Genomic DNA, 22,588 nt, shown 5'->3' on the forward strand with positions numbered 1-22,588 from the left:
CCAGACCACCAGGCCCTGCGCCTCACATCCTAACCAAGGTCAGGTTGCAGATCCGCGTCACGCACCAGCCTTTCCAATGCGACCAGGTCCGGTACCCGCGCCACCTGCTCACCCACCTGCACCGCTGCCAGCTCCAACCTGCCCAGCGCCACATCCACGTAGTTCAGCTGGCTGTCGAGCTTGCACGAGCGCGGAATGTCCTGCAGCAACAGCGCCAGGTAGCGCAAACCGGTATCGCCCAACGCATTGAGCACCACCACGCGAGCCCGCTCGCCGCACGGCGTCTCACCACCGCACGCGGCCTCGAAACCGATCAACGGCAGGCGTTGCTGACGCCAGTCGATCCACCCCAGGTGCCAGGCGGGGTCGCCATGCTGGCACACCAGGTTACGCTGCCCGCTCAACTCGGCCACCGCCACGTTGGGCAACACCAGCGTGCGGTCGCCCAACGGCAGCAACAGCCCGGTCAGGCTGCTGCGCTGGCCGGAAATCAGTTCAAGCATGGGCCTGGCTCCAATGGGCGATGCTCTGCAACAGCAGCGATTCCTGGTACGGCTTGCCCAGGTATTCGTTGACGCCGATGGCCATGGCGCGGTCCCGGTGCTTCTGCCCGGTACGCGAGGTGATCATGATGATCGGCAAGTCTTTCAGCCGTGCGTCACGGCGGATGCGTGTGGCCACCTCGAAGCCGTCCATGCGCGGCATTTCGATGTCCAGCAACAACACGTCGGGCCGGTGCTCTTCCAGCAGGGCCATGGCATCTACACCATCCTTGGCCGTAAGCACGCTCATGCCGTGGCGCTCCAGCAGGCGGCTGGTTACCTTGCGTACGGTTACCGAATCGTCCACCACCATCACCAGCAAGGCACGGCGCGGCGCCGGGCCAAGCAACTGGCGTTGGCTACCGCCACCAGGCAAGCGGGCCAGCCGTCGCTGCTGGCCGCGCAGCTGGCCCAGCAGGTCAAGAATCAGCACCACCCGGCCATCGCCCAGCAGTGTCGCCCCCGATAACCCGGCAACCGCGGCAAACTGCGGCCCCAGGCTTTTCACCACGATCTCGCGGCTGGGCGACAGGCTGTCGGCCTGGATGGCGAACGACTGCTCCTTGGAATGCACCAGCAGCACCGGCAACGGCACGCTCTGCCCCAGCAGCGCGGGGCGCGGCAGGCCTTGCAGCAACTCGCCCAGATAGCGCAGCTCGTATTCGTGGCCGGCATAGACATAGCGCGGCGAGTCCAGCTGGTAGCACGCCGCAAGCTCGGCAGGTGGCACGCGGACGATGCCCTCGATGGTATTGAGCGGAATGGCGTATTGCTCTTCGCCCAGGTGCACCATCAGCGCACGGTTGATCGACACGGTGAACGGCAGGCGGATCAGGAAACGCGCCCCCTTGCCCTGCGCCGACTCGATACTCATCGAGCCACCCAGTTGCTTGACCTCCTCGTGCACCACATCCATGCCCAGCCCGCGCCCGGAAATCTGGGTGATCTTTTCGGCGGTGGAAAAGCCTGGCCGCAGGATGAACTGCAGGATCTCGTGGTCACTCAACTGCGCCTGCGGGTCCAGCAGGCCGCGCTTGATGGCCTTGCGCCGCACCGCCTCCAGGGGCACGCCGGCACCATCATCCGTCATTTCGATGACGATATCGGCGCCCTCATGCAGCAAATTCAGGTGAATGGTGCCCTGCTCCGGCTTGCCGGCGGCCAGGCGCATTGCGCGGCTTTCCAGGCCGTGGTCAACGGCGTTGCGCAGCATATGCTCCAGCGGCGCCACCATACGTTCCAGCACGCTGCGGTCCAGTTCGCCCTCGGCATTGCCAACCACCAGTTCCACCTGCTTGCCCAACTCGCTGGCCACCTGCCGCACCACGCGCTGCAAGCGCGGCACCAGGCGCTCGAACGGCACCATCAGGGTGGCCGTCAGGCCCTCCTGCAACTGGCTGTTCACCCGCGCCTGCTGTTGCAGCAGGCTGTAGGCCTCCTGAGCGCGCTGAGCCAGGGTCTCCTTCAGGTCGAGCAGGTCCGAGGCAGACTCGAAGAGGGCCCGTGACAGCTGCTGCAGCTGGGAGTGGCGGTCCATTTCCAGCGGGTCGAAGTCGTCATAGGCATCGCCTTCGAACTGCTGCCGGCTGGAGATTCGCCCCTGGGTCTCGACATCCAGACGCAGCAACTGATCACGCATGCGCTCGAGTGTGGTCTCCATCTCGTTGAGGGCGAACTGCGCGTCGTTGACCTGTTGCTCGATGCGCCCCCGGATGATCGAGTGCTCGCCTGCCAGGTTACCCAGGTCGTCGAGCAGCTCGGCGTCGACCTTGACCATGTCACCCGGTGCCCGCTCTGGCGCTGCTGCCGGTATTTCGGCGGTGGCAGCTTCTGGCGGCCCCTGGCCCGCGGCACTGTCTGTCAGTGCGGCACTGCTGAAGTTGCGAATGTAGTCGATCAGCGCTGTAGCGGCATGCAGCGGCTGCCCCAGACGCACAGCGTCAAGCATATGCGCCAGCCGGTCGTGGCAGTTTTGCAGCAGTGCGAACAGTGGCGCACTTGGCGGCAATCTACCCGCAGCCAACAGCTCGTAGAGGAACTCCAGTTCGTGGGCCAGGTCGCCGATCGGGGTGATTTCGACCATGCGCGCCACGCCTTTGAGGGTGTGCAGGTCGCGCATCAGGTTGTCCACCTCGACGCTGCTGCGCGGGTCGGCCTGCCAGCGCGCCAGGGCCGCCGCGGCGCTCTCGACGATGTCCGAGCTTTCTTCCAGGAACACTTCCAGCAGCTCTTCGCCGGGGCTTTCCGGCTCCTCGGCAAGCGGCTCGGCCACCTGCGGCTGCAACGGCGGGCGTGGCAACCCCAAGGTATCGGACAGGTCCATGTCCGGGTGCAGTGGTGTGACCGTATCGATGCCCACCAGGCCGGTGGCATCTGGCGCCAGGGCCTGGTCCAGCAGGTTGCGCAGACGGTCGACCAGCTCCGGGCGCGGTGGAATATCCTGCCCGGCCGCCACTTCGTCCAGCATGTCCAGCAAGGCTTCATGGGCCCGCTGCGCCTGGCTGAAGAAGCGGGCATCGGCAGGCAGGCTGCCCTCCTCCACAGCGCCATACAGGTCCAGCAACGCCTCGCACACGTCATCCATCTGCCACAGGTCGGCCAGGTGCGCAGCGTGCCCCAGGGTGGTCATCTGGTCGAGCAGGTTATCCAGAGCGTCACGCTGGCCGGGCTGTTGCTGCCAGCGCGACAACAACGTCTCTGCATCGAGCAGGATGTCCATGGCTTGGGCCAGGAAGCTGGCGACCAACTGCGGATCACGCTTGCTGCGGCCGGCATGGTGCGGGTCTTCATGCAGGCTGGCCAGGCGGCGGTCCACGGCCTGGCCAACCTGCTCGATCAGTTCCGCGGCACCGGGGATGGCGGCCAGGGGCGTGCTATCGAGTTGCGCCAAGCCCAGATGGAACAACGACCGCGCAGCCTCCAGCCATTCCATTTCGGCCATTTGCAGTGGCAGTTGATGGCCCTTGTACTCACGGGCCAGGCGGTCGAAGGCAGTGGCCAGTTCGGCCACCGGCATCACACCGGCCATGGCGGCACTGCCTTTGAGTGTGTGCAAGGCACGCTGCAAGTCATCGCTGACCGGCGTGTCGTGGCCGCCGGTGCTTTGCAGATAAACCTCAAGGCTGGCCAGATGGCCCTGCGCCTCGCTGCGAAAAATGCCCAGCAACTGCGGATCGAGGCCATCGACACCGGCAGCCGCCGGGGCATCGTTTTCGGCCAGGCTGTGCAGATGCCCGGCCAATTGCTCGATTTCAGTCAGTTGCGGCAACTGGCCGGCGGCAAAGTCGGCCAGCAGGTCAGGCAGGTGAACGAACACCTGCTGCAGCGCTACAACCCCTTCCGGGCTGAGCACGCTGCGGCCCTCGAGCACCCGGTTCAGCAGGTGCTCGGCGCCCCAGGCCAGTTCAGCCACCGCCTCGGCATGGACCATGCGGCCGCTGCCTTTGAGTGTATGCAGCGCGCGACGCACTTCACCCAGTGCCTCGCGCTGCTGGTTGTCGGCACGCCAGCGCAGCCAGTGGCGCTCGATTTCCGGCAGCAGTTCGCCCGCCTCGTCAAGGAACACTTGGCGAAGCTCATCATCGATGCCATCGCCATTGCCGTCCTGGTCTGGGCATGCCCCGACCACCGCGCACTGCACACCCAGCGCCGCCAGGCTGGCCCGTGCCATCTCGATAAAGGGTTGGCCATCGGCCAGCGGGTCTGCCGCCCGCCATTGCAGGTAGCATTCGGCAGCGCTCAGTGCCTCGGCCAAGTGCGTCAGCTCATCAATCGGCGGCTCTTCCTCCAGGTGCTGCAACCAACGCTGCACATAGCTTGCGCAGCCGACAAACAGCTCGGCCACGGCGGGCAGCATCAACATGGCCAATGCCCCGCGGATCTGCTGCAACAGCCCCGGCAAGGGCTGCAGGCGTTGCCGCGGCCAGTCGGACTCCAGGTAATCGCCGATCAGATCCTTGGCCTGCTGCAACACGTTCAGCGATTCATTCAGCACCAGCTGGCGTATCTCGGCCAGGTCCGAGCCCGGCAGGCTGCCTTGGCCGTTTTCCTCCAAAGGGCCGACCATGCCGTTCAGGGAGGCTTCCACGTACAACAGAGCCCCCGCCACATCCATCAACACCGCGTCGTCCACCGCCCGCTCGCCCTGAGCCAATGCCTGCAACGCCAGCACCTGGTCGATGATCACCCGCCGCGGTTGCTGAAAGCCCAGTACCGCCAGGGTGTCAGCCACGTGGCGCAACGGCGCCAACAGCGCATCGAGCTGTTCGCGGTGCTGACGGTCGCCGCGCCCGAACTGGTCCAGGCGCTCCTTGATGCGCATCAAGTCATCGCACAGTGCAGTCACCACCGAACGCAGCGCATCGCGCCCCGACCCGGCCTGCAGTTGGTCACGCCAGTTGCCCAGCGACAGGTCGAGGTTGGCAAGGTCATCGTCACCCGCGAAGCGTTGGGCGGCGCCGGTCATCAGGCTGGCCTGAGCCAGCGGTTCCTCCCCCCGGCAGGCGCGCAGCTGGTTGAGCAACGGCAGCATCACCAGTGGCAGGTCATGGCGAGCACCGCGCAACCGCTCCAGGTACGAGGGCAACTGCTCCAGGCCGCGGAACAATGCACCCAGGCAATCACCCCGGGGGCTGACCTGGCCGTCGGCCAACGCCCTGGCAAACAGCTCCAGCTCCTCCGCCAGGCGCGTGGCGCCGCGCAGTTCGAGCATGCGCAGGCAGCCGTGCACCTGGTGCAGGTTGTCGACCACGAAAGCCATCATCGACAGGTCTCCCGTCTCGCCGGCAAAGCGCTCCAGCGCCTGCCGTGCCTGGCCCAGGCAATCGAGGATGGCGGCCTTGGTCCAGGCCAGCGCCACTGTTTCGTGACGCTCGGGGCTTACTGCAGAAGCCATGGTCACTATTCCTCAACGCGGCTCGGTAGGGGGTGGCAGGGTGAAACCGGACACCGAACGGCGCATCTCGCTGGCCATGCGGGCCAAGTGGCGGATGCTGTCGGCAGTGGCACCGGAGCCGGCAGAGGTTTGCGCGGTAATCTGCTGGATCACCGCCATGGTGTGGGAGATCTGCCCGGCCGACGAGGTCTGCAACTGGGCAGCGTCGGAGATGCTGTGGATAAGGTCGGCGAGGTTCTGCGACACCCCTTCGATCTCGGCCAGCGCCACCCCGGCATCCTGGGCCAGGCGTGCGCCACGCACCACTTCGGCGGTGGTCTGCTCCATGGAGATCACCGCTTCGTTGGTATCGGCCTGAATGGTACGCACCAGCGCCTCGATCTGGCGGGTGGCAGACGATGAGCGTTCGGCCAGGCGCTGCACCTCGTCGGCAACCACGGCAAAGCCGCGGCCGGCCTCACCGGCCAGCGAGGCCTGGATGGCGGCGTTCAGGGCGAGGATGTTGGTCTGGTCGGCAATGTCGTCGATCAGGCTGACGATGTCGCCGATTTCCTGTGAGGACTCGCCCAGACGCTTGATCCGCTTGGCGGTGTCCTGGATCTGCTCGCGAATGTTGTCCATGCCGTTGATGGTGTTGTGCACCACCTCGTTGCCCTTGTTGGCAATGGCCACCGAACGCTCGGCCACCTTGGCCGATTCGTAGGCATGCGCCGAAACCCGGTCGATCGACTCGACCATGTCACCCACCGCCTCGGAGGCCTCGCTGATCTGTGCAGCCTGGTGCTCGGAGGCCTTGGCCAGTTGCCGCGCAGTGTTCTGCGTGTCCTGCACGGCGGCGGCGACCTGCACTGCACTGTGGTTGATGGTGGCGACCAGGTCGCGCAACTGGTCCACGGAATAGTTGATCGAGTCGGCAATGGCACCGGTGAAGTCTTCAGTCACCGATACGGTCACCGTCAGGTCGCCATCTGCCAGCTCTTCGATTTCGTCGAGCAGGCGCATGATGGCCTGCTGGTTGCGTTCGTTCTTTTCTGCGGTCTCGCGCAGTTGGCGGTTGGTGGTGCGCACCATGACCAGGCCGATGAGGATGATCGAGGCCAGCGCCAGCAGCCCCAGGACATAGCCGCCAACGGTGTCGAGGGTGCGCCCGCCAGCCAGGTTCTCGAAACCGTTCGCCAGGTGCGACGCTTCGTCGAGCAGGGTTTGCGAAAGGCTGAAGATGTTGCCCGCGGCCTCTCGAACACGGAACAGTTCGGGCGAGGTTTCGAGGATTTCATCCACCGAACCGGCAACGAACTGGAACAACTCGGCGATTTCGGCCAGCCGCGCACGCGCGTCGGCGTCCTCGACGCGGGTGACCTGGATTGTCGCATTGCCATTGATCATGCCCTCCAGCACCTGGCCAAAGCGCCCGGCGTCACGGCCGAAGGCGTCGGCCGCCTGGGCGGCGCTGTCGTCACCGGCCAGCACGGTGTTGACCGAGCCAAGGATGCGTTCGGCCAGCAACAGCTGGCGCTGGGCCACCGCAACCTGATTGGCCGGGGCACCGCTCTGCAGCAGGATCTCGACCACTTTTTCGTATTCCACCTGCAGCTGCGGCACGGTCTCGGCCAGGGTCGCTGCCACCTGGTGCAGCGACAGCACGGTCTGCTCGCTGGCCAGGATGATGTCGGTGTTCTTGCGCAGGTTTTCCCAGTCGCGGCGTACCGATTCCATCTCGTCACGCACCGCAGGTGGCGCAGGCGGCAGGCCAGTGGACTTGTCACCCTGGCGCAGGTAACCCCAGCGTCGTTCGAAGTCATTGCGCGCATCCGACAGCAGCTTGAAGGCCAGGGCCTTGCCGGTGGCCGCCTCGGTGGCGTTCTTGGCGATACGCTGCGACAGCACGCGCAGCTCGCCGGCATGGCCGATGTACTGCTTGTCGTAGTTGGATTGGGTATTCAGGTAAGCAAAGTTGGCGAACAGCAAGATGATCGAAAGGATCAGGATCAGGAACAGCACGGTGATCTGCGCGATGCTGCGGGTACGTGGGCTCACGGTGGTGGCAGTGACGGGGGTGGCAGGCTTGTTCACGTTCGCAGGTCCTATAACGCCACATCGAGAAAGCCCGGCGCCTGGGCCAGGGCAAAGGGGCTGAAGATCGCCCAGTTACGTTCACGCGGAAAATACCCCTGCACAAAGCGTGCAGCGGCAGGGATCAGCGGCTGCGGCGGCGACAGCTGCAGGCTGTCGAGGGCAAAGTGCTGAAGGCCCAGCACCTCGTCGACCAGCAAACCGACGAACAGGTCGTCGTGATCCAGCACCAGCACTCGCCGCTGCTTGCCCGGTGCGGCGTGGCCAAGGCCGAAGAAGCAGCTCAGGTCCATCACCGGCAACAGCCGGCCACGCAGGTTGGCCACCCCGCACACCCACGGCTGCACGCCGGGAACGCGGCTACTGCGCGGCTCGCGCAGCACCTCGGCCACTTCGCCCATGGGCGCGACGAACCACTGCCCGGCAATGCGAAAGCCAATGCCGCTCCACTGCTGCACGCGGTTGTCCTGCGGCGGCTGGTCGGCAACCAGCAGGCGACAGCGCCGGTCGATGTCCAGCAACAACTCAAAGGCGGTCAGCGACGCGCCTTGCGGGCGGGTGGTCAAGCCCCCAGCACTTCTTTGAGCTTGGCGATCAGCGCCTCCTCTTCCACCGGTTTGGTCAGGAAGTCACGGGCACCCTGGCGCGTGGCCCAGATACGGTCGGTTTCCTGGTCCTTGGTGGTTACCACGATCACTGGAATAGCGCTGGTGTCCGGGTCCTTGCTGAGCTGGCGGGTGGCCTGGAAGCCGTTCATGCCAGGCATGACGATGTCCATCAGCACCGCGTCGGGCTTGTCCTGCCGGGCCAGGGCCACGCCGTCGGCACCGTTGCTGGCCTTGAGCACCTGGTAGCCGTGCTTTTCCAGCCATTCGGTCAATCTGTACATCTCTGTCGGCGAGTCGTCGACAATCAGAACTCGGGCCATGCTGTTTCCCCATCAGGAAAGTAGGACCGCGCCATGGCGGGGCTCGGTCAGGGTGCGTGTTGTTGAGGTGCGGCAAACCCGGGCACATGGGCGCGGATCGCGTCGAGCAGTTCTTCCTTGCTGAACGGTTTGGTCAGGAACTGATCGGAACCGACCACCCGCCCGCGGGCCTTGTCGAACAGGCCATCGCGGGACGACAGCAGGATAACCGGGGTGTCCTTGAAGGCACTGTTGTGCTTGATTACCGCGCAGGTCTGGTAGCCGTCCAGGCGTGGCATCAGCACATCGACGAAAATGATACTGGGCTGATGGTCGACGATCTTGGCCAGGGCATCGAAGCCATCGCTGGCGGTGATCACCTCGCAGCCCGCTTCACCGAGCAACATCTGCGCGGTGCGGCGGATCGTGCGGGAATCGTCGATCACCATCACCTTCAGGGGTTGTTCCATAGACGCCTACCAGTAGGATTGAAGCCGCAAGTTGCAAGCGGCAAGCTGCAAGAAAGCAGCTCGGCGCATGGATGCTCTTTTCTTGAGGCTTGTAGCTCAAGGCTTGCAGCTGCATTTTTAGCATACTCCGGGTGGCCATTCCATCTGCCGCGCCCCTTGACCGTCGGCGTTCGCGGCGCCACCCTGAGCCACTTTTCTTTCGATCCACCGCGGCCACCTGCCGCCAAGAGGACCACCCATGAGCGTTCGCCTCGGCATTGTGATGGACCCCATCGCGTCCATCTCCTACAAGAAGGACAGCTCGCTGGCCATGCTGCTGGCCGCCCAGGCACGCGGCTGGAGCCTGTTCTACATGGAACAGCAAGACCTGTATCAGGGCGAAGGCAAGGCCCGCGCCCGCATGCGCCCGCTGAAGGTGTTTGCCGACCCTGCACGCTGGTTCGAACTGGGCGAGGAGCAGGACAGCCCGCTGGCCGAGCTGGACGTGATCCTGATGCGCAAGGACCCGCCCTTCGACATGGAGTTCGTCTACAGCACTTACCTGCTGGAACAAGCCGAGAACGACGGCGTACTGGTGGTAAACCGCCCACAAAGCCTGCGCGACTGCAACGAGAAGATGTTCGCCACGCTGTTCCCGCAATGCACCACCCCGACCCTGGTCAGCCGCCGCCCGGACATCATTCGCGAATTCACCGCCAAGCATGCCGACGTGATCCTCAAGCCACTGGATGGCATGGGCGGTACGTCGATCTTCCGTCACCGGGCTGGCGACCCCAACCTGTCGGTGATCCTGGAAACCCTGACCGCACTGGGCACCCAGCAGATCATGGCGCAGGCTTACCTGCCGGCAATCAAGGACGGCGACAAGCGCATCCTGATGATCGATGGCGAGCCAGTGGACTATTGCCTGGCACGCATTCCGGCCAGCGGCGAAACCCGTGGCAACCTGGCCGCAGGCGGGCGTGGCGAAGCCCGCCCACTGACCGAGCGCGACCGCTGGATCGCCGCTCAGGTCGGCCCGACGCTGCGCGAGAAGGGCCTGCTGTTCGTTGGCCTGGACGTGATCGGCGACTACCTCACCGAAATCAACGTCACCAGCCCCACCTGTATCCGCGAAATCGATGCCGCCTACAACACCGATATCGGTGGCAAGCTGATGGATGCCATTGATCGCAAGCTAAAGGCACGCTGACAGCCAACGCGAAGTAAAGCCGTAGAGTGGGGTATGATGCCGGTCCTATTCGACTGAGCTGCTGCCCCGCCCTGCGGTTGCTGGATACCTGATGACGCACCCCGCTGACGTCCCTGCCGACCTGCTGCCTCCCCGTGTTCGCCCTGCGGACCGGCTTGGCTTCACCCTGTTCCTGGCTGCGCTGGTGCACCTGGCGCTGATCCTTGGCGTCGGCTTCACCGTGGTCAAGCCTGCCGAAATCCGCCACACCATGGACATCACCCTGGCCACCTTCAAGAGCGAGAAACCGCCCGAGAAGGCTGACTTCCAGGCCCAGGACAACCAGCAAGGCAGCGGCACCCTGGACAAGAAAGCGGTGCCCAAGACCACCGAGCTGGCGCCGTTCCAGGACAGCAAGATCAACAAGATCACCCCACCGCCTGCGGCCAGGCCCGAGGTGGTCCCACCCCCTCCCCCGAAAAAGTCGGCAGTGGTGACGACGGCGCCCAAGCCGCACAAGGTCGAGCCCAAACCCAAGGAAAGCAAGGCGCAGCCCAAGCCAGCCGCGCCGGCGCCGGACTTCGACAGCTCGCAGCTGTCCAGCCAGATCGCCAGCCTGGAGGCGGAGCTGTCCAACGAGCAGCAGATGTACGCCAAGCGCCCGCGCATCCATCGCCTGAACGCCGCGTCGACCATGCGCGACAAGGGCGCCTGGTACAAGGAAGAGTGGCGCAAGAAGGTCGAGCGCGTGGGTAACCTCAACTACCCCGACGAAGCACGCCGACAGCAGATCTACGGCAACTTGCGCATGATGGTGTCGATCAACCGCGATGGCTCGCTGTACGAGGTGCTGGTACTGGAATCATCCGGGCAGCCCGTGCTGGACCAGGCGGCGCAACGCATCGTGCGGCTGGCCGCGCCGTTTGCACCGTTTACCGGGGATCTGGCCGAGTTCGACCGGCTGGAGATCATCCGCACCTGGCGCTTTGCCCGTGGGGACCGTTTGTCCAGTAACTGAGTTTAGCCTTGGTGTAGGGCTTTCGGGGTGGGCTAGCGCGGATATCGAGCGCCGCCCGCGCGGCGCATCGCGAGCAAGCTCGCTCCTACATTTGTTTCGGGCCAATGAATCCTGTGCCCATCGCGCGCGACCGACTTGGCGCAAGGCTCGATATCGAAGGGTACAAACAAGGCGGCCGCGCGCCGGCAACACAGGCGTGACTGGCCCGAAACAAATGTAGGAGCGAGCTTGCTCGCGATGCGCCGCGCGGGCGGCGCTCGATTTCAAAGGCGCCAAAAACCTCACGACAAGCGCCAACCAGACGACACAAATCCGCACCTTGTCAGTCTCGCCACCTGGCGCCACACTATCCCCCATGAAAACCCTCGCACCCAGCTACCTCAAGCACCAGTTCCTGATCGCCATGCCGCACATGGCCGATCCGAACTTCGCCCAGACCCTCACGTATATCGTCGAGCACAATGAGCATGGCGCCATGGGCCTGGTGGTCAACCGACCACAGGAACTGAGCCTGGCCGACATCCTCGAGCAACTGCGCCCGGACGAAACGCCGCCGGCCAGCACCTTGCAGGTGCCGATCTACCAGGGCGGCCCGGTACAAACCGACCGCGGCTTCGTGCTGCACAGCAGCGAGTGCAGTTTCCAGGCCAGCGTGGCGCTGGAAGGGCTGTCGCTGACCACGTCACAGGACATATTGCTGGCTATCGCCGCCGGTGTGGGCCCGAAACAGAGCCTGATCACCTTGGGCTATGCCGGTTGGGAAGCGGGCCAACTGGAAGCGGAACTGGCCGACAACGCCTGGCTGAACTGCCCGTTCGACCCGGAAATCGTCTTCGGCATGGCCAGCGACCTGCGCCTTGAGGCTGCGGCCGCCAGCCTGGGGATCAACCTGCACCTGCTGACCAGCCAGGCGGGCCACGCCTGATGGCTGATCTACGCCTGCTGCTGGGCTTCGACTATGGCAGCAAACAGATCGGCGTGGCCGTCGGCCAGGTGATTACCGGCCAGGCCCGCGAACTGTGCACCCTGAAGGCGCAGAACGGCGTACCGGACTGGGCCCAGGTGGAAAAGCTGATTGCCGAATGGAAGCCAGATGCCATTGTCGTCGGCCTGCCGCTGAACATGGACGGCACACCCAGCGAAATGAGCGCCCGCGCCGAAAAGTTCGCCCGCCGCCTGAACGGCCGCTTCAACCTGCCCGTGCACACACACGACGAGCGCCTGACCACCTTCGAGGCCAAAGGCGAGCGCATGGCCCGTGGCGGCCAGCGTGGCAGCTACCGCGACAACCCGGTCGATGCCATTGCCGCCGCCTTGTTGCTGCAAGGCTGGCTGGAGGCCAATACCTGATCATCTTTGCCGCCGGGCCCACCCGGCGCACCCTTCCGAGGAGCCCGCAATGAGCCTACCCAATCCCGCCGAGCTGATCCGGCAGATGGCTGTCGACCTTCGTGCCCACCTGACGCGCCGGGCAATCACCGAGCCCCGTTACATCGGTATCCGCACCGGCGGCGTCTGGGTTGCCCAGGCCCTGCAGGATGCCATGGGCGACACCAGCCCAATGGGCACCCTGGACGTGTCGTTCTACCGCGACGACTTCAGCCAGAACGGCCTGCACCCACAAGTGCGCCCGTCCGAGTTGCCGTTCGAGGTCGAAGGCCAGCACCTGGTGCTGGTGGATGACGTGCTGATGAGCGGTCGCACCATCCGCGCGGCGCTCAACGAACTGTTCGATTACGGCCGCCCGGCCAGCGTCACCCTGGTCTGCCTGCTGGACCTGGATGCCGGCGAACTGCCGATTCGCCCGAACGTGCTCGGCGCCACCCTGTCGCTGGGCGCCCATGAACGGGTAAAATTGACCGGACCCGCACCGCTCGCCCTCGAGCGCCAGGACCTCGCCTCCGCTTCCGCCCTTTAAGAGTCCCCCGCGATGACGCCAATCGACGCCAAGCGCCCGCTGCAGCTCAATGATCAGGGCCAGCTGCGCCACTTCCTCTCGCTTGACGGTTTGCCCCGCGAACTGCTCACCGAGATCCTCGACACCGCCGACTCCTTCCTGGAAGTCGGTGCCCGGGCTGTGAAAAAAGTCCCGTTGCTGCGCGGCAAGACTGTGTGCAACGTGTTCTTCGAGAACTCGACCCGTACCCGTACCACCTTCGAACTGGCAGCCCAGCGCCTGTCGGCCGACGTGATCAGCCTGAACGTGTCGACCTCCTCGACCAGCAAGGGCGAAACCCTGTTCGACACCCTGCGCAACCTCGAAGCCATGGCCGCCGACATGTTCGTCGTACGCCACTCCGACTCCGGCGCCGCGCACTTCATTGCCGAGCACGTGTGCCCGGAAGTGGCCGTGATCAATGGCGGTGACGGCCGCCACGCGCACCCCACCCAGGGCATGCTCGACATGCTCACCATCCGCCGTCACAAAGGCAGCTTCGAAAACCTGTCCGTGGCGATCGTCGGCGACATCCTGCACTCGCGTGTGGCCCGTTCCGACATGCTCGCGCTCAAAGCGCTGGGTTGCCCGGACATCCGCGTGATCGGGCCGAAAACCCTGATCCCGATCGGTATCGAGCAGTACGGCGTAAAGGTCTACACCGACCTCGCCGAAGGCCTGAAAGACGTCGACGTGGTGATCATGCTGCGCCTGCAGCGTGAGCGCATGGCCGGTGGCCTGCTGCCCAGCGAAGGTGAGTTCTACCGCCTGTTCGGCCTGACGACCGCCCGCCTGGCCGGGGCCAAGCCTGACGCCATCGTCATGCACCCGGGCCCGATCAACCGTGGCGTGGAAATCGAGTCGGCGGTTGCCGATGGCAAGCACTCGGTGATCCTCAACCAGGTCACCTACGGTATCGCCGTGCGCATGGCCGTGCTGTCCATGGCCATGAGCGGGCAGAACGCGCAACGTCAATTGGACCAGGAGAACGCCCAGTGACCATCAGTATTCTCGGCGCCCGGGTCATCGACCCCAACAGCGGCCTGGACCAGGTCACCGACCTGCACCTGGACGGCGGCCGCATTGTCGCCATCGGCGCCGCACCGGCCGGTTTCAGCGCCAGCCGCACGATCCAGGCTGATGGCCTGGTCGCTGCGCCCGGCCTGGTTGACCTGGGCGTGTCCCTGCGCGAGCCGGGTTACAGCCGCAAAGGCAACATCGCCAGTGAAACCCGCGCTGCCGTTGCCGGCGGTGTCACCAGCCTGTGCTGCCCGCCACAGACCAAGCCGGTGCTGGACACCTCGGCGGTAGCCGAACTTATCCTTGACCGCGCCCGCGAAGCCGCCAACAGCAAGGTCTACCCGGTCGGCGCCCTGACCAAGGGCCTGGAGGGCGAGCAACTGGCCGAACTGGTGGCCCTGCGTGACACCGGTTGCGTAGCGTTTGGCAACGGTCTGAAGGAAATCCCCAACAACCGTACCCTGGCCCGCGCCCTGGAGTATGCCGCCACCTTCGACCTGACGGTGGTGTTCCACTCCCAGGACCGCGACCTGGCCCAGGGCGGCCTGGCCCACGAAGGAGCCATGGCCAGCTTCCTCGGCCTGCCGGGCATCCCGGAGAGCGCCGAAACCGTGGCCCTGGCGCGCAACCTGCTGCTGGTGGAACAGAGCGGCGTGCGTGCGCACTTCAGCCAGATCACCAGCGCCCGTGGCGCGCGGCTGATCGCCCAGGCCCAGGCCTTGGGCCTGCCGGTAACCGCCGATGTAGCGCTGTACCAGCTGATCCTCACGGACGAGTCGCTGCGCGAGTTCTCCAGCCTGTACCACGTGCAGCCGCCGCTGCGCACCGCTGCCGACCGTGACGGATTGCGCGAGGCGGTGAAGTCGGGGGTGATCCAGGCCATCTCCAGCCACCACCAGCCGCACGAGCGCGACGCCAAGCTGGCCCCGTTCGGCGCCACCGAGCCGGGTATCAGCAGCGTCGAGTTGCTGCTGCCACTGGCCATGACCCTGGTGCAGGACGGCCTGCTCGACCTGCCGACCTTGCTGGCCCGCCTGAGCAGCGGCCCGGCTGCCGCCCTGCGCCTGCCGGCCGGTGAGCTGAAAGTGGGTGGCGCGGCCGACCTGGTGCTGTTCGACCCGCAAGCGTCCACCGTTGCTGGCGAACAATGGTTCTCCCGTGGCGAGAACTGCCCGTTCATCGGCCACTGCCTGCCGGGCGCGGTGCGTTATACCTTGGTCGATGGCCACATCTGCCACGAGGCCTGAGTACCATGCTTAGCGGGCACGCCCGCTCCCACAGGATCACCACAATTCCAAGGCATGTGGTAACCCTGTGGGAGCGGGCATGCCCGCGAATGCCTTCACATAGTCCCCCCGCCAAGCGCGACCATTCATCCCCCCCGGTTGAAATCCTTCCCCCCACCCCCATATGAGTCTGCATCAGGCACTTTCGCCCCGCTGCGTGGAGACTCTCCCCTTGACCACAATCGTTTCTGTCCGCCGTAACGGCAAAGTCGTCATGGGCGGCGACGGCCAGGTATCCCTCGGCAACACCGTGATGAAAGGCAACGCCAAGAAGGTGCGCCGCCTGTACCACGGCCAGGTCATCGCGGGCTTCGCCGGCGCCACTGCCGACGCCTTCACCCTGTTCGAGCGCTTTGAAGGTCAGCTGGAAAAACACCAGGGCCACCTGGTACGCGCCGCCGTCGAGCTGGCCAAGGAATGGCGTACCGACCGCTCCCTGAGCCGCCTGGAAGCCATGCTGGCCGTGGCCAACAAGGATGCATCCCTGATCATCACCGGCAACGGTGACGTGGTCGAACCCGAAGATGGCCTGATCGCCATGGGGTCCGGCGGCGCCTATGCCCAGGCCGCAGCCCGTGCCCTGCTGAACAAGACCGACCTCTCGGCCCGCGAAATCGCCGAGACCGCCCTGAACATCGCCGGCGACATCTGCGTGTTCACCAACCACAACCTGACCATCGAGGAGCAGGACCTGGCCGACTGATTCAGCTGTTCTGGCGCCCCTTCCCGGTGAAGGGGCTTTTCCACGCTGACTCACCTGCCCAAGGACCGTATTGATCATGTCCATGACCCCCCGCGAGATCGTCCACGAACTCAACCGCCACATCATCGGCCAGGACGACGCCAAGCGCGCCGTGGCCATTGCCCTGCGCAACCGCTGGCGGCGCATGCAGCTCCCTGCCGAGCTGCGTGCCGAAGTCACCCCCAAAAACATCCTGATGATCGGCCCTACCGGCGTCGGCAAGACCGAAATCGCCCGCCGGCTGGCCAAACTGGCCAACGCGCCGTTCCTCAAGGTCGAGGCCACCAAGTTCACCGAAGTGGGCTACGTGGGCCGCGACGTCGAGTCGATCATCCGTGACCTGGCCGATGCCGCGCTGAAGATGCTGCGCGAGCAGGAAATCATCCGCGTGCGCCACCGCGCCGAAGACGCCGCCGAAGACCGCATCCTCGACGCCCTGCTGCCCCAGGCACGCGTCACCAGCTTCAGCGAAGAAGCCGCACAGACCAGCAGCGACTCCAACACCCGCCAGCTATTCCGCAAGCGCCTGCGCGAAGGCCAGCTGGACGACAAGGAAATCGAGATCGAAGTGGCCGATGCCGTCGGTGTCGAAATTGCTGCGCCGCCTGGCATGGAAGAAATGACCAACCAGCTGCAGAGCCTGTTTGCCAACATGGGCAAGGGCAAACGCAAAGCGCGCAAGCTGAAGGTGAAAGAAGCGCTGAAGATGGTTCGCGATGAAGAAGCGAGCCGCCTGGTCAACGAGGAAGAGCTCAAGGCCAAGGCCCTGGAAGCAGTCGAACAGCACGGTATCGTGTTCATCGACGAAATCGACAAGGTTGCCAAGCGTGGCAACGTTGGCGGCGCCGACGTGTCCCGTGAAGGCGTACAGCGCGACCTGCTGCCGCTGATCGAAGGCTGCACCGTCAACACCAAGCTGGGCATGGTCAAGACCGACCACATTCTGTTCATTGCCTCGGGTGCATTCCACCTGAGCAAGCCGAGCGACCTGGTGCCCGAGCTGCAAGGCCGTCTGCCGATTCGTGTCGAGCTCAAGGCACTGACCCCGGAAGACTTCGAGCGCATCCTGCAGGAGCCGCACGCGTCGCTGACCGAGCAGTACCAGGCATTGCTGAAGACCGAAGGCCTGAACATCGAGTTCCTCGCCGACGGCATCAAGCGCCTGGCCGAGATTGCCTACCAGGTCAACGAGAAGACCGAAAACATCGGTGCCCGCCGCCTGCACACCCTGCTCGAGCGTTTGCTCGAAGAGGTGTCGTTCAGTGCGGGCGACCTGGCCAGCACCCATGACGAAGCGCCGATCCAGATCGACGCGGCGTATGTGAACAGCCACCTGGGTGAGCTGGCACAGAACGAAGACCTGTCGCGTTACATCCTGTAAGACCGGTTTCGACAGTTTCGCGGGCAAGCCCGCTCCTGCACATGTCACCCCATCCCTTGGGCCTGTGGTGATCCGTGCAGGGGCGGGCTTGCCCGCGAAGAGGCCCTTGAATCCCTCCCCCATAAGCTGGAAGCTGTGCTTCATCAGCTCCCGAGAGATTCTGCCCATGGCCCGCCTGCCTACCGCCATCAACCTGCACAAAGCCTCCAAGACCCTCAGCCTCACCTACGCACCCGGCGAGGTCTACCACCTGCCCGCCGAATTCCTGCGCGTGCACTCTCCCTCCGCCGAGGTCCAGGGCCACGGCAACCCCATCCTGCAGTTCGGCAAGATCAACGTCGGCCTCAGTGGCTTGGAACCTGCCGGCCAATATGCACTGAAACTGACCTTCGACGACGGCCATGACAGCGGCTTGTTCACTTGGGAATACCTTGAGCAACTGTGCCTGCGCCAGGAACAACTGTGGGCAGAATACCTCGATGAGTTGCACAAGGCCGGCAAATCCCGCGACCCAGCCGAATCTGTGGTCAAGCTCATGCTCTAGCGCAAGGCCTGCGGGGTTTAGAGCGCATTTTCTAAATTCATCTGTTTGAATGACTTGCAGACAGCCCAGTGAAGGGCTGTCTTGCGCATTACACGAAAGTCGGGTAACCAATGGGTGTGGCAAGTTCCCTGCATGACTTTGCAGGTCGGCAGAACCCACGCAGCACCGCTGTTCCTTATCACTGGTCACCCGAGTAGCAGTACCGGGCTCAGGGCTGTGCACCCGCCACAGCAACCGGTACTCGTCTCAGGACAACGGAGCGTCGTAGATGAGTAACAAGAACAACGATGAGCTACAGCGGCAGGCCTCGGAAAACACCCTGGGGCTGAACCCGGTCATCGGCATCCGCCGCAAGGACCTGTTGAGCTCGGCACGCACCGTGCTGCGCCAGGCCGTGCGCCAACCGCTGCACAGCGCCAAGCATGTGGCTCACTTTGGCCTGGAGCTGAAGAACGTGTTGCTGGGCAAATCCAGCCTGGCCCCGGACAGCGACGACCGTCGCTTCAATGACCCGGCCTGGAGCAACAACCCGCTGTACCGCCGCTACCTGCAAACCTACCTGGCCTGGCGCAAGGAGCTGCAGGACTGGGTGAGCAGCAGCGACCTGTCCCCCCAGGACATCAGCCGCGGCCAGTTCGTCATCAACCTGATGACCGAGGCCATGGCGCCGACCAATACCCTGTCCAACCCGGCTGCGGTCAAACGCTTCTTCGAAACCGGCGGCAAGAGCCTGCTCGATGGCCTGTCCAACCTGGCCAAGGACATGGTCAACAACGGCGGCATGCCCAGCCAGGTGAACATGGATGCCTTCGAAGTGGGCAAGAACCTGGGCACCAGCGAAGGCGCGGTGGTGTACCGCAACGATGTGCTGGAACTGATCCAGTACAGCCCCATCACCGAACAGGTGCATGCCCGTCCGCTGCTGGTGGTGCCACCGCAGATCAACAAGTTCTACGTGTTCGACCTCAGCCCGGAAAAGAGCCTGGCGCGCTTCTGCCTGCGCTCGCAGCAGCAGACCTTCATCATCAGCTGGCGCAACCCGACCAAGGCCCAGCGTGAATGGGGCCTGTCCACCTACATCGATGCGCTGAAAGAAGCCGTCGACGCGGTGCTGTCGATTACCGGCAGCAAGGACCTGAACATGCTCGGCGCCTGCTCCGGCGGCATCACCTGTACCGCACTGGTGGGCCACTATGCCGCCATTGGCGAGAACAAGGTCAATGCCCTGACCCTGCTGGTCAGCGTGCTGGACACCACCATGGACAACCAGGTTGCATTGTTTGTCGACGAGCAGACCTTGGAGGCCGCCAAGCGCCACTCCTATCAGGCGGGCGTGCTGGAAGGCAGCGAAATGGCCAAGGTGTTCGCCTGGATGCGCCCCAACGACCTGATCTGGAACTACTGGGTAAACAACTACCTGCTCGGCAATGAGCCCCCCGTGTTCGACATCCTGTTCTGGAACAACGACACCACGCGCCTGCCGGCCGCCTTCCACGGCGACCTGATCGAAATGTTCAAGAGCAACCCGCTGACCCGCCCCGACGCCCTGGAAGTGTGCGGCACCGCGATCGACCTGAAACAGGTCAAATGCGACATCTACAGCCTCGCCGGCACCAACGACCACATCACCCCATGGCCGTCATGCTACCGCTCGGCACATCTGTTCGGCGGCAAGATCGAATTCGTACTGTCCAACAGCGGGCATATCCAGAGCATCCTCAACCCGCCGGGCAACCCGAAGGCACGTTTCATGACCGGTGCCGATCGCCCGGGTGACCCGGTGGCCTGGCAGGAAAATGCCATCAAGCATGCAGACTCCTGGTGGTTGCACTGGCAGAGTTGGCTGGGCGAGCGTGCCGGCGCGCTGAAAAAGGCACCGACCCGCCTGGGCAACCGTACCTATGCCGCCGGCGAAGCCTCCCCAGGCACCTACGTTCACGAGCGTTGAGTTACAGCGCCGTGGCGGCCTGCACGGCGCCACGGTGTTTACTTCACCCAAGAGTCACGTGCATGCCGCAACCCTATATTTTCAGGACCGTCGAGCTGGACAACCAGTCCATCCGCACCGCTGTTCGCCCCGGCAAGCCGCACCTGACGCCGTTGCTGATCTTTAACGGCATCGGCGCCAACCTCGAGCTGGTGTTCCCGTTCATCGATGCACTTGACCCGGACCTGGAAGTCATCGCCTTCGATGTGCCCGGGGTCGGCGGCTCGTCTACGCCACGCAACCCGTACCGCTTCCCTGGGCTGGCCAAGCTGACCGCGCGGATGCTCGACTACCTCGACTACGGCCAGGTCAACGTCATCGGCGTGTCCTGGGGCGGCGCCCTGGCCCAGCAGTTTGCTCACGATTACCCCGAGCGCTGCAAGAAGCTGGTGCTGGCCGCCACCGCTGCCGGTGCGGTAATGGTGCCAGGCAAGCCCAAGGTGCTGTGGATGATGGCCAGCCCCCGGCGTTACGTGCAGCCATCGCATGTCATCCGCATTGCGCCGATGATCTATGGCGGCGGCTTCCGACGTGACCCCGACCTGGCCATGCACCATGCCGCCAAGGTGCGCTCCGGCGGCAAGCTGGGCTACTACTGGCAGCTGTTCGCAGGGCTCGGCTGGACCAGCATCCACTGGCTGCACAAGATCCGGCAGCCCACCCTGGTACTGGCTGGCGACGACGACCCGTTGATCCCGCTGATCAACATGCGCCTGCTGGCCTGGCGGATTCCCAATGCCCAGCTACACATTATCGACGACGGCCATCTGTTCCTGATCACCCGTGCCGAAGCCGTCGCCCCGATCATCATGAAGTTCCTGCAGGAAGAACGTCAGCGTGCGGTCATGCATCCCCGTCCGGCCTCGGGGGGGTGAAACAGCTGCGGCCTGACAGGGGAAATGGATCAGACGAGGGAGTGTTGCCATGACAGACAAACCGGCCAAAGGATCGACAACGCTCCCCGCCACCCGCATGAACGTGCAGAACGCCATCCTCGGCCTGCGCGGCCGCGACCTGCTTTCCACGCTGCGCAACGTCGGCCGCCACGGCCTGCGCCACCCGCTGCATACCGCGCATCATCTGCTGGCGCTTGGCGGGCAGTTGGGGCGGGTGATGCTGGGGGACACGCCCTACCAGCCGAACCCGCGTGACGCACGCTTCAGTGACCCGACCTGGAGCCAGAACCCTTTCTACCGCCGCGGCCTGCAAGCCTATCTGGCCTGGCAGAAGCAGACACGCCAGTGGATCGATGAAAGCCATTTGAACGACGATGATCGAGCCCGCGCCCACTTCCTGTTCAACCTGATCAACGATGCGCTGGCGCCCAGCAACTCACTGCTCAATCCGTTGGCGGTCAAGGAGCTGTTCAACACCGGCGGCCAGAGCCTGGTGCGCGGCGTGGCTCACCTGCTCGACGACCTGCGTCACAACGATGGGCTGCCTCGTCAGGTGGACGAGCGCGCCTTCGAAGTGGGCGTTAACCTGGCCGCAACCCCTGGCGCAGTGGTATTTCGCAACGAGCTGCTGGAGCTGATCCAGTACTCGCCGATGAGCGAAAAGCAGCACGCACGCCCACTGCTGGTCGTGCCGCCTCAGATCAACAAGTTCTACATCTTCGACCTCAGCGCGACCAACAGCTTCGTCCAGTACATGCTCAAAAGCGGCTTGCAGGTGTTCATGGTCAGCTGGCGCAACCCCGACCCACGCCACCGTGAATGGGGCCTTTCCAGCTATGTGCAAGCCCTGGAGGAAGCGCTCAATGCCTGCCGCAGTATCAGCGGCAACCGCGACCCCAACCTGATGGGTGCCTGTGCCGGCGGCCTGACCATGGCCGCACTGCAAGGCCATCTGCAAGCCAAGAAGCAATTGCGCCGGGTGCGCAGTGCCACGTATCTGGTCAGCTTGCTGGACAGCAAGTTCGAAAGCCCGGCCAGCCTGTTCGCCGATGAGCAGACCATCGAAGCGGCCAAGCGACGCTCCTATCAGCGTGGCGTGCTGGACGGTGGCGAAGTGGCGCGGATCTTCGCCTGGATGCGGCCCAACGACCTGATCTGGAACTACTGGGTCAACAACTACCTGCTCGGCAAGACCCCGCCGGCGTTCGACATCCTGTACTGGAATGCCGACAGCACGCGCCTGCCCGCCGCGCTGCATGGCGACCTGCTGGAGTTTTTCAAGCTCAACCCCTTGACCTACGCGTCCGGGCTGGAGGTGTGCGGTACGCCGATCGACCTGCAGCAGGTCAATATCGACAGCTTTACCGTGGCCGGCAGCAACGACCACATCACACCATGGGATGCGGTGTACCGCTCGGCCTTGCTGCTGGGTGGCGAGCGGCGCTTCGTGCTGGCCAACAGCGGGCATATCCAGAGCATCATCAACCCGCCAGGCAACCCCAAGGCCTACTACCTGGCCAACCCCAAGCTGAGCAGCGACCCACGCGCCTGGTTCCACGACGCCAAGCGCAGTGAAGGCAGCTGGTGGCCGTTGTGGCTGGAGTGGATCACCGCCCGCTCCGGCCTGCTCAAGGCACCGCGCACTGAACTGGGCAACGCCACTTACCCACCGCTGGGCCCCGCGCCAGGCACCTACGTGCTGACCCGATGAGCTGCTGACT

At 64.6% G+C, this 22,588-nt stretch carries 19 protein-coding genes; 13 read left to right on the forward strand and 6 right to left on the reverse strand.

What is annotated here, in order from left to right:
* Positions 1–29: 29 nt before the first annotated feature.
* The 6 genes from ACF8FB_RS06215 to ACF8FB_RS06240 are packed head-to-tail and all read right to left on the reverse strand — an operon-like array spanning position 30 to position 8,886.
* Positions 30–503 (reverse strand): chemotaxis protein CheW, encoded by a 474-nt coding sequence (locus tag ACF8FB_RS06215; RefSeq protein ID WP_003249336.1) that lies wholly within the window; start codon positions 501–503, stop codon positions 30–32.
* Positions 496–5,436 carry an Hpt domain-containing protein gene (locus ACF8FB_RS06220; protein WP_392511129.1) on the reverse strand — a complete coding sequence of 1,647 codons (4,941 nt, stop codon included), beginning with the start codon at positions 5,434–5,436 and terminating at the stop codon, positions 496–498. Before ACF8FB_RS06220 ends, ACF8FB_RS06215 begins: the two co-directional genes overlap by 8 nt.
* A 12-nt stretch (positions 5,437–5,448) precedes the next feature.
* A complete protein-coding gene (locus tag ACF8FB_RS06225; protein WP_232014163.1) occupies positions 5,449–7,473 on the reverse strand; it encodes a methyl-accepting chemotaxis protein in 2,025 nt (674 codons plus the stop codon).
* Between the two features lie 47 nt (positions 7,474–7,520).
* Positions 7,521–8,075, reverse strand: a complete 555-nt coding sequence (locus ACF8FB_RS06230; RefSeq protein ID WP_010955559.1) for a chemotaxis protein CheW — start codon at positions 8,073–8,075, stop codon at positions 7,521–7,523.
* Positions 8,072–8,437, reverse strand: a complete 366-nt coding sequence (pilH, locus tag ACF8FB_RS06235; RefSeq protein ID WP_003249327.1) for a twitching motility response regulator PilH — start codon at positions 8,435–8,437, stop codon at positions 8,072–8,074. Before pilH ends, ACF8FB_RS06230 begins: the two co-directional genes overlap by 4 nt.
* A 47-nt stretch (positions 8,438–8,484) precedes the next feature.
* Positions 8,485–8,886, reverse strand: a complete 402-nt coding sequence (locus tag ACF8FB_RS06240) for a PleD family two-component system response regulator (RefSeq protein ID WP_010955560.1) — start codon at positions 8,884–8,886, stop codon at positions 8,485–8,487.
* A 238-nt stretch (positions 8,887–9,124) separates the two neighbouring features.
* Here ACF8FB_RS06240 and gshB point away from each other — a divergent pair, with 238 nt between their 5' ends.
* The 13 genes from gshB (at position 9,125) to phaC (ACF8FB_RS06305) (ending at position 22,578) form a co-directional block, all read left to right on the forward strand.
* Positions 9,125–10,078, forward strand: coding sequence for a glutathione synthase (gene gshB, locus ACF8FB_RS06245; RefSeq protein ID WP_010955561.1), 954 nt, complete (start codon positions 9,125–9,127; stop codon positions 10,076–10,078).
* 91 nt (positions 10,079–10,169) lie between these two features.
* Entirely contained in the window at positions 10,170–11,075 is a 906-nt protein-coding gene (locus ACF8FB_RS06250; protein WP_014592660.1) for an energy transducer TonB, read from the forward strand.
* A 355-nt stretch (positions 11,076–11,430) separates the two neighbouring features.
* A complete protein-coding gene (locus ACF8FB_RS06255) occupies positions 11,431–12,000 on the forward strand; it encodes a YqgE/AlgH family protein (protein WP_003249318.1) in 570 nt (189 codons plus the stop codon).
* Positions 12,000–12,425, forward strand: a complete 426-nt coding sequence (ruvX, locus tag ACF8FB_RS06260) for a Holliday junction resolvase RuvX (protein WP_010955563.1) — start codon at positions 12,000–12,002, stop codon at positions 12,423–12,425. Before ACF8FB_RS06255 ends, ruvX begins: the two co-directional genes overlap by 1 nt.
* 49 nt (positions 12,426–12,474) lie before the next feature.
* Positions 12,475–12,993, forward strand: coding sequence for a bifunctional pyr operon transcriptional regulator/uracil phosphoribosyltransferase PyrR (gene pyrR / locus ACF8FB_RS06265; protein ID WP_392509438.1), 519 nt, complete (start codon positions 12,475–12,477; stop codon positions 12,991–12,993).
* A gap of 12 nt (positions 12,994–13,005) precedes the next feature.
* Positions 13,006–14,010 carry an aspartate carbamoyltransferase catalytic subunit gene (locus ACF8FB_RS06270; protein ID WP_003249311.1) on the forward strand — a complete coding sequence of 335 codons (1,005 nt, stop codon included), beginning with the start codon at positions 13,006–13,008 and terminating at the stop codon, positions 14,008–14,010.
* Entirely contained in the window at positions 14,007–15,278 is a 1,272-nt protein-coding gene (locus tag ACF8FB_RS06275; protein ID WP_010955564.1) for a dihydroorotase, read from the forward strand. Before ACF8FB_RS06270 ends, ACF8FB_RS06275 begins: the two co-directional genes overlap by 4 nt.
* A 211-nt stretch (positions 15,279–15,489) precedes the next feature.
* Positions 15,490–16,020 (forward strand): ATP-dependent protease subunit HslV, encoded by a 531-nt coding sequence (hslV, locus tag ACF8FB_RS06280; RefSeq protein WP_003249309.1) that lies wholly within the window; start codon positions 15,490–15,492, stop codon positions 16,018–16,020.
* Between the two features lie 76 nt (positions 16,021–16,096).
* The gene (gene hslU, locus ACF8FB_RS06285) at positions 16,097–17,440 is read left to right on the forward strand and encodes an ATP-dependent protease ATPase subunit HslU (protein ID WP_003249308.1); all 1,344 of its coding nucleotides are present in this window, start codon (positions 16,097–16,099) and stop codon (positions 17,438–17,440) included.
* 166 nt (positions 17,441–17,606) lie between these two features.
* Positions 17,607–17,984 carry a gamma-butyrobetaine hydroxylase-like domain-containing protein gene (locus ACF8FB_RS06290; RefSeq protein WP_003249306.1) on the forward strand — a complete coding sequence of 126 codons (378 nt, stop codon included), beginning with the start codon at positions 17,607–17,609 and terminating at the stop codon, positions 17,982–17,984.
* A 268-nt stretch (positions 17,985–18,252) separates the two neighbouring features.
* On the forward strand, positions 18,253–19,932 hold the full coding sequence (phaC, locus tag ACF8FB_RS06295; RefSeq protein WP_010955566.1) for a class II poly(R)-hydroxyalkanoic acid synthase: 1,680 nt from the start codon (positions 18,253–18,255) through the stop codon (positions 19,930–19,932).
* Positions 19,933–19,994: 62 nt separating this feature from the next.
* Positions 19,995–20,846: a poly(3-hydroxyalkanoate) depolymerase gene (phaZ, locus tag ACF8FB_RS06300; RefSeq protein WP_010955567.1), complete on the forward strand. Its 852-nt coding sequence runs from the start codon at positions 19,995–19,997 to the stop codon at positions 20,844–20,846.
* A gap of 49 nt (positions 20,847–20,895) precedes the next feature.
* On the forward strand, positions 20,896–22,578 hold the full coding sequence (phaC, locus tag ACF8FB_RS06305) for a class II poly(R)-hydroxyalkanoic acid synthase (RefSeq protein WP_010955568.1): 1,683 nt from the start codon (positions 20,896–20,898) through the stop codon (positions 22,576–22,578).
* The last annotated feature ends 10 nt before the right edge of the window (positions 22,579–22,588 follow it).

Source organism: Pseudomonas sp. yb_2, assembly GCF_043103905.1.
Classification (GTDB): Bacteria; Pseudomonadota; Gammaproteobacteria; order Pseudomonadales; family Pseudomonadaceae; genus Aquipseudomonas; species Aquipseudomonas alloputida.

What these genes read in the sequence shown, in the direction of transcription:
- ACF8FB_RS06240 (WP_010955560.1), bottom strand. Translation starts at nt 8,886, where the DNA reads ATGGAACAACCCCTGAAGGTGATGGTGATCGACGATTCCCGCACGATC.
- phaZ (WP_010955567.1), top strand. Translation starts at nt 19,995, where the DNA reads ATGCCGCAACCCTATATTTTCAGGACCGTCGAGCTGGACAACCAGTCC.
- ACF8FB_RS06250 (WP_014592660.1), top strand. Translation starts at nt 10,170, where the DNA reads ATGACGCACCCCGCTGACGTCCCTGCCGACCTGCTGCCTCCCCGTGTT.
- ACF8FB_RS06220 (WP_392511129.1), bottom strand. Translation starts at nt 5,436, where the DNA reads ATGGCTTCTGCAGTAAGCCCCGAGCGTCACGAAACAGTGGCGCTGGCC.
- hslU (WP_003249308.1), top strand. Translation starts at nt 16,097, where the DNA reads ATGTCCATGACCCCCCGCGAGATCGTCCACGAACTCAACCGCCACATC.
- pilH (WP_003249327.1), bottom strand. Translation starts at nt 8,437, where the DNA reads ATGGCCCGAGTTCTGATTGTCGACGACTCGCCGACAGAGATGTACAGA.
- ACF8FB_RS06270 (WP_003249311.1), top strand. Translation starts at nt 13,006, where the DNA reads ATGACGCCAATCGACGCCAAGCGCCCGCTGCAGCTCAATGATCAGGGC.
- pyrR (WP_392509438.1), top strand. Translation starts at nt 12,475, where the DNA reads ATGAGCCTACCCAATCCCGCCGAGCTGATCCGGCAGATGGCTGTCGAC.
- ACF8FB_RS06290 (WP_003249306.1), top strand. Translation starts at nt 17,607, where the DNA reads ATGGCCCGCCTGCCTACCGCCATCAACCTGCACAAAGCCTCCAAGACC.
- phaC (WP_010955568.1), top strand. Translation starts at nt 20,896, where the DNA reads ATGACAGACAAACCGGCCAAAGGATCGACAACGCTCCCCGCCACCCGC.
- gshB (WP_010955561.1), top strand. Translation starts at nt 9,125, where the DNA reads ATGAGCGTTCGCCTCGGCATTGTGATGGACCCCATCGCGTCCATCTCC.
- ACF8FB_RS06215 (WP_003249336.1), bottom strand. Translation starts at nt 503, where the DNA reads ATGCTTGAACTGATTTCCGGCCAGCGCAGCAGCCTGACCGGGCTGTTG.
- phaC (WP_010955566.1), top strand. Translation starts at nt 18,253, where the DNA reads ATGAGTAACAAGAACAACGATGAGCTACAGCGGCAGGCCTCGGAAAAC.
- ACF8FB_RS06255 (WP_003249318.1), top strand. Translation starts at nt 11,431, where the DNA reads ATGAAAACCCTCGCACCCAGCTACCTCAAGCACCAGTTCCTGATCGCC.
- ruvX (WP_010955563.1), top strand. Translation starts at nt 12,000, where the DNA reads ATGGCTGATCTACGCCTGCTGCTGGGCTTCGACTATGGCAGCAAACAG.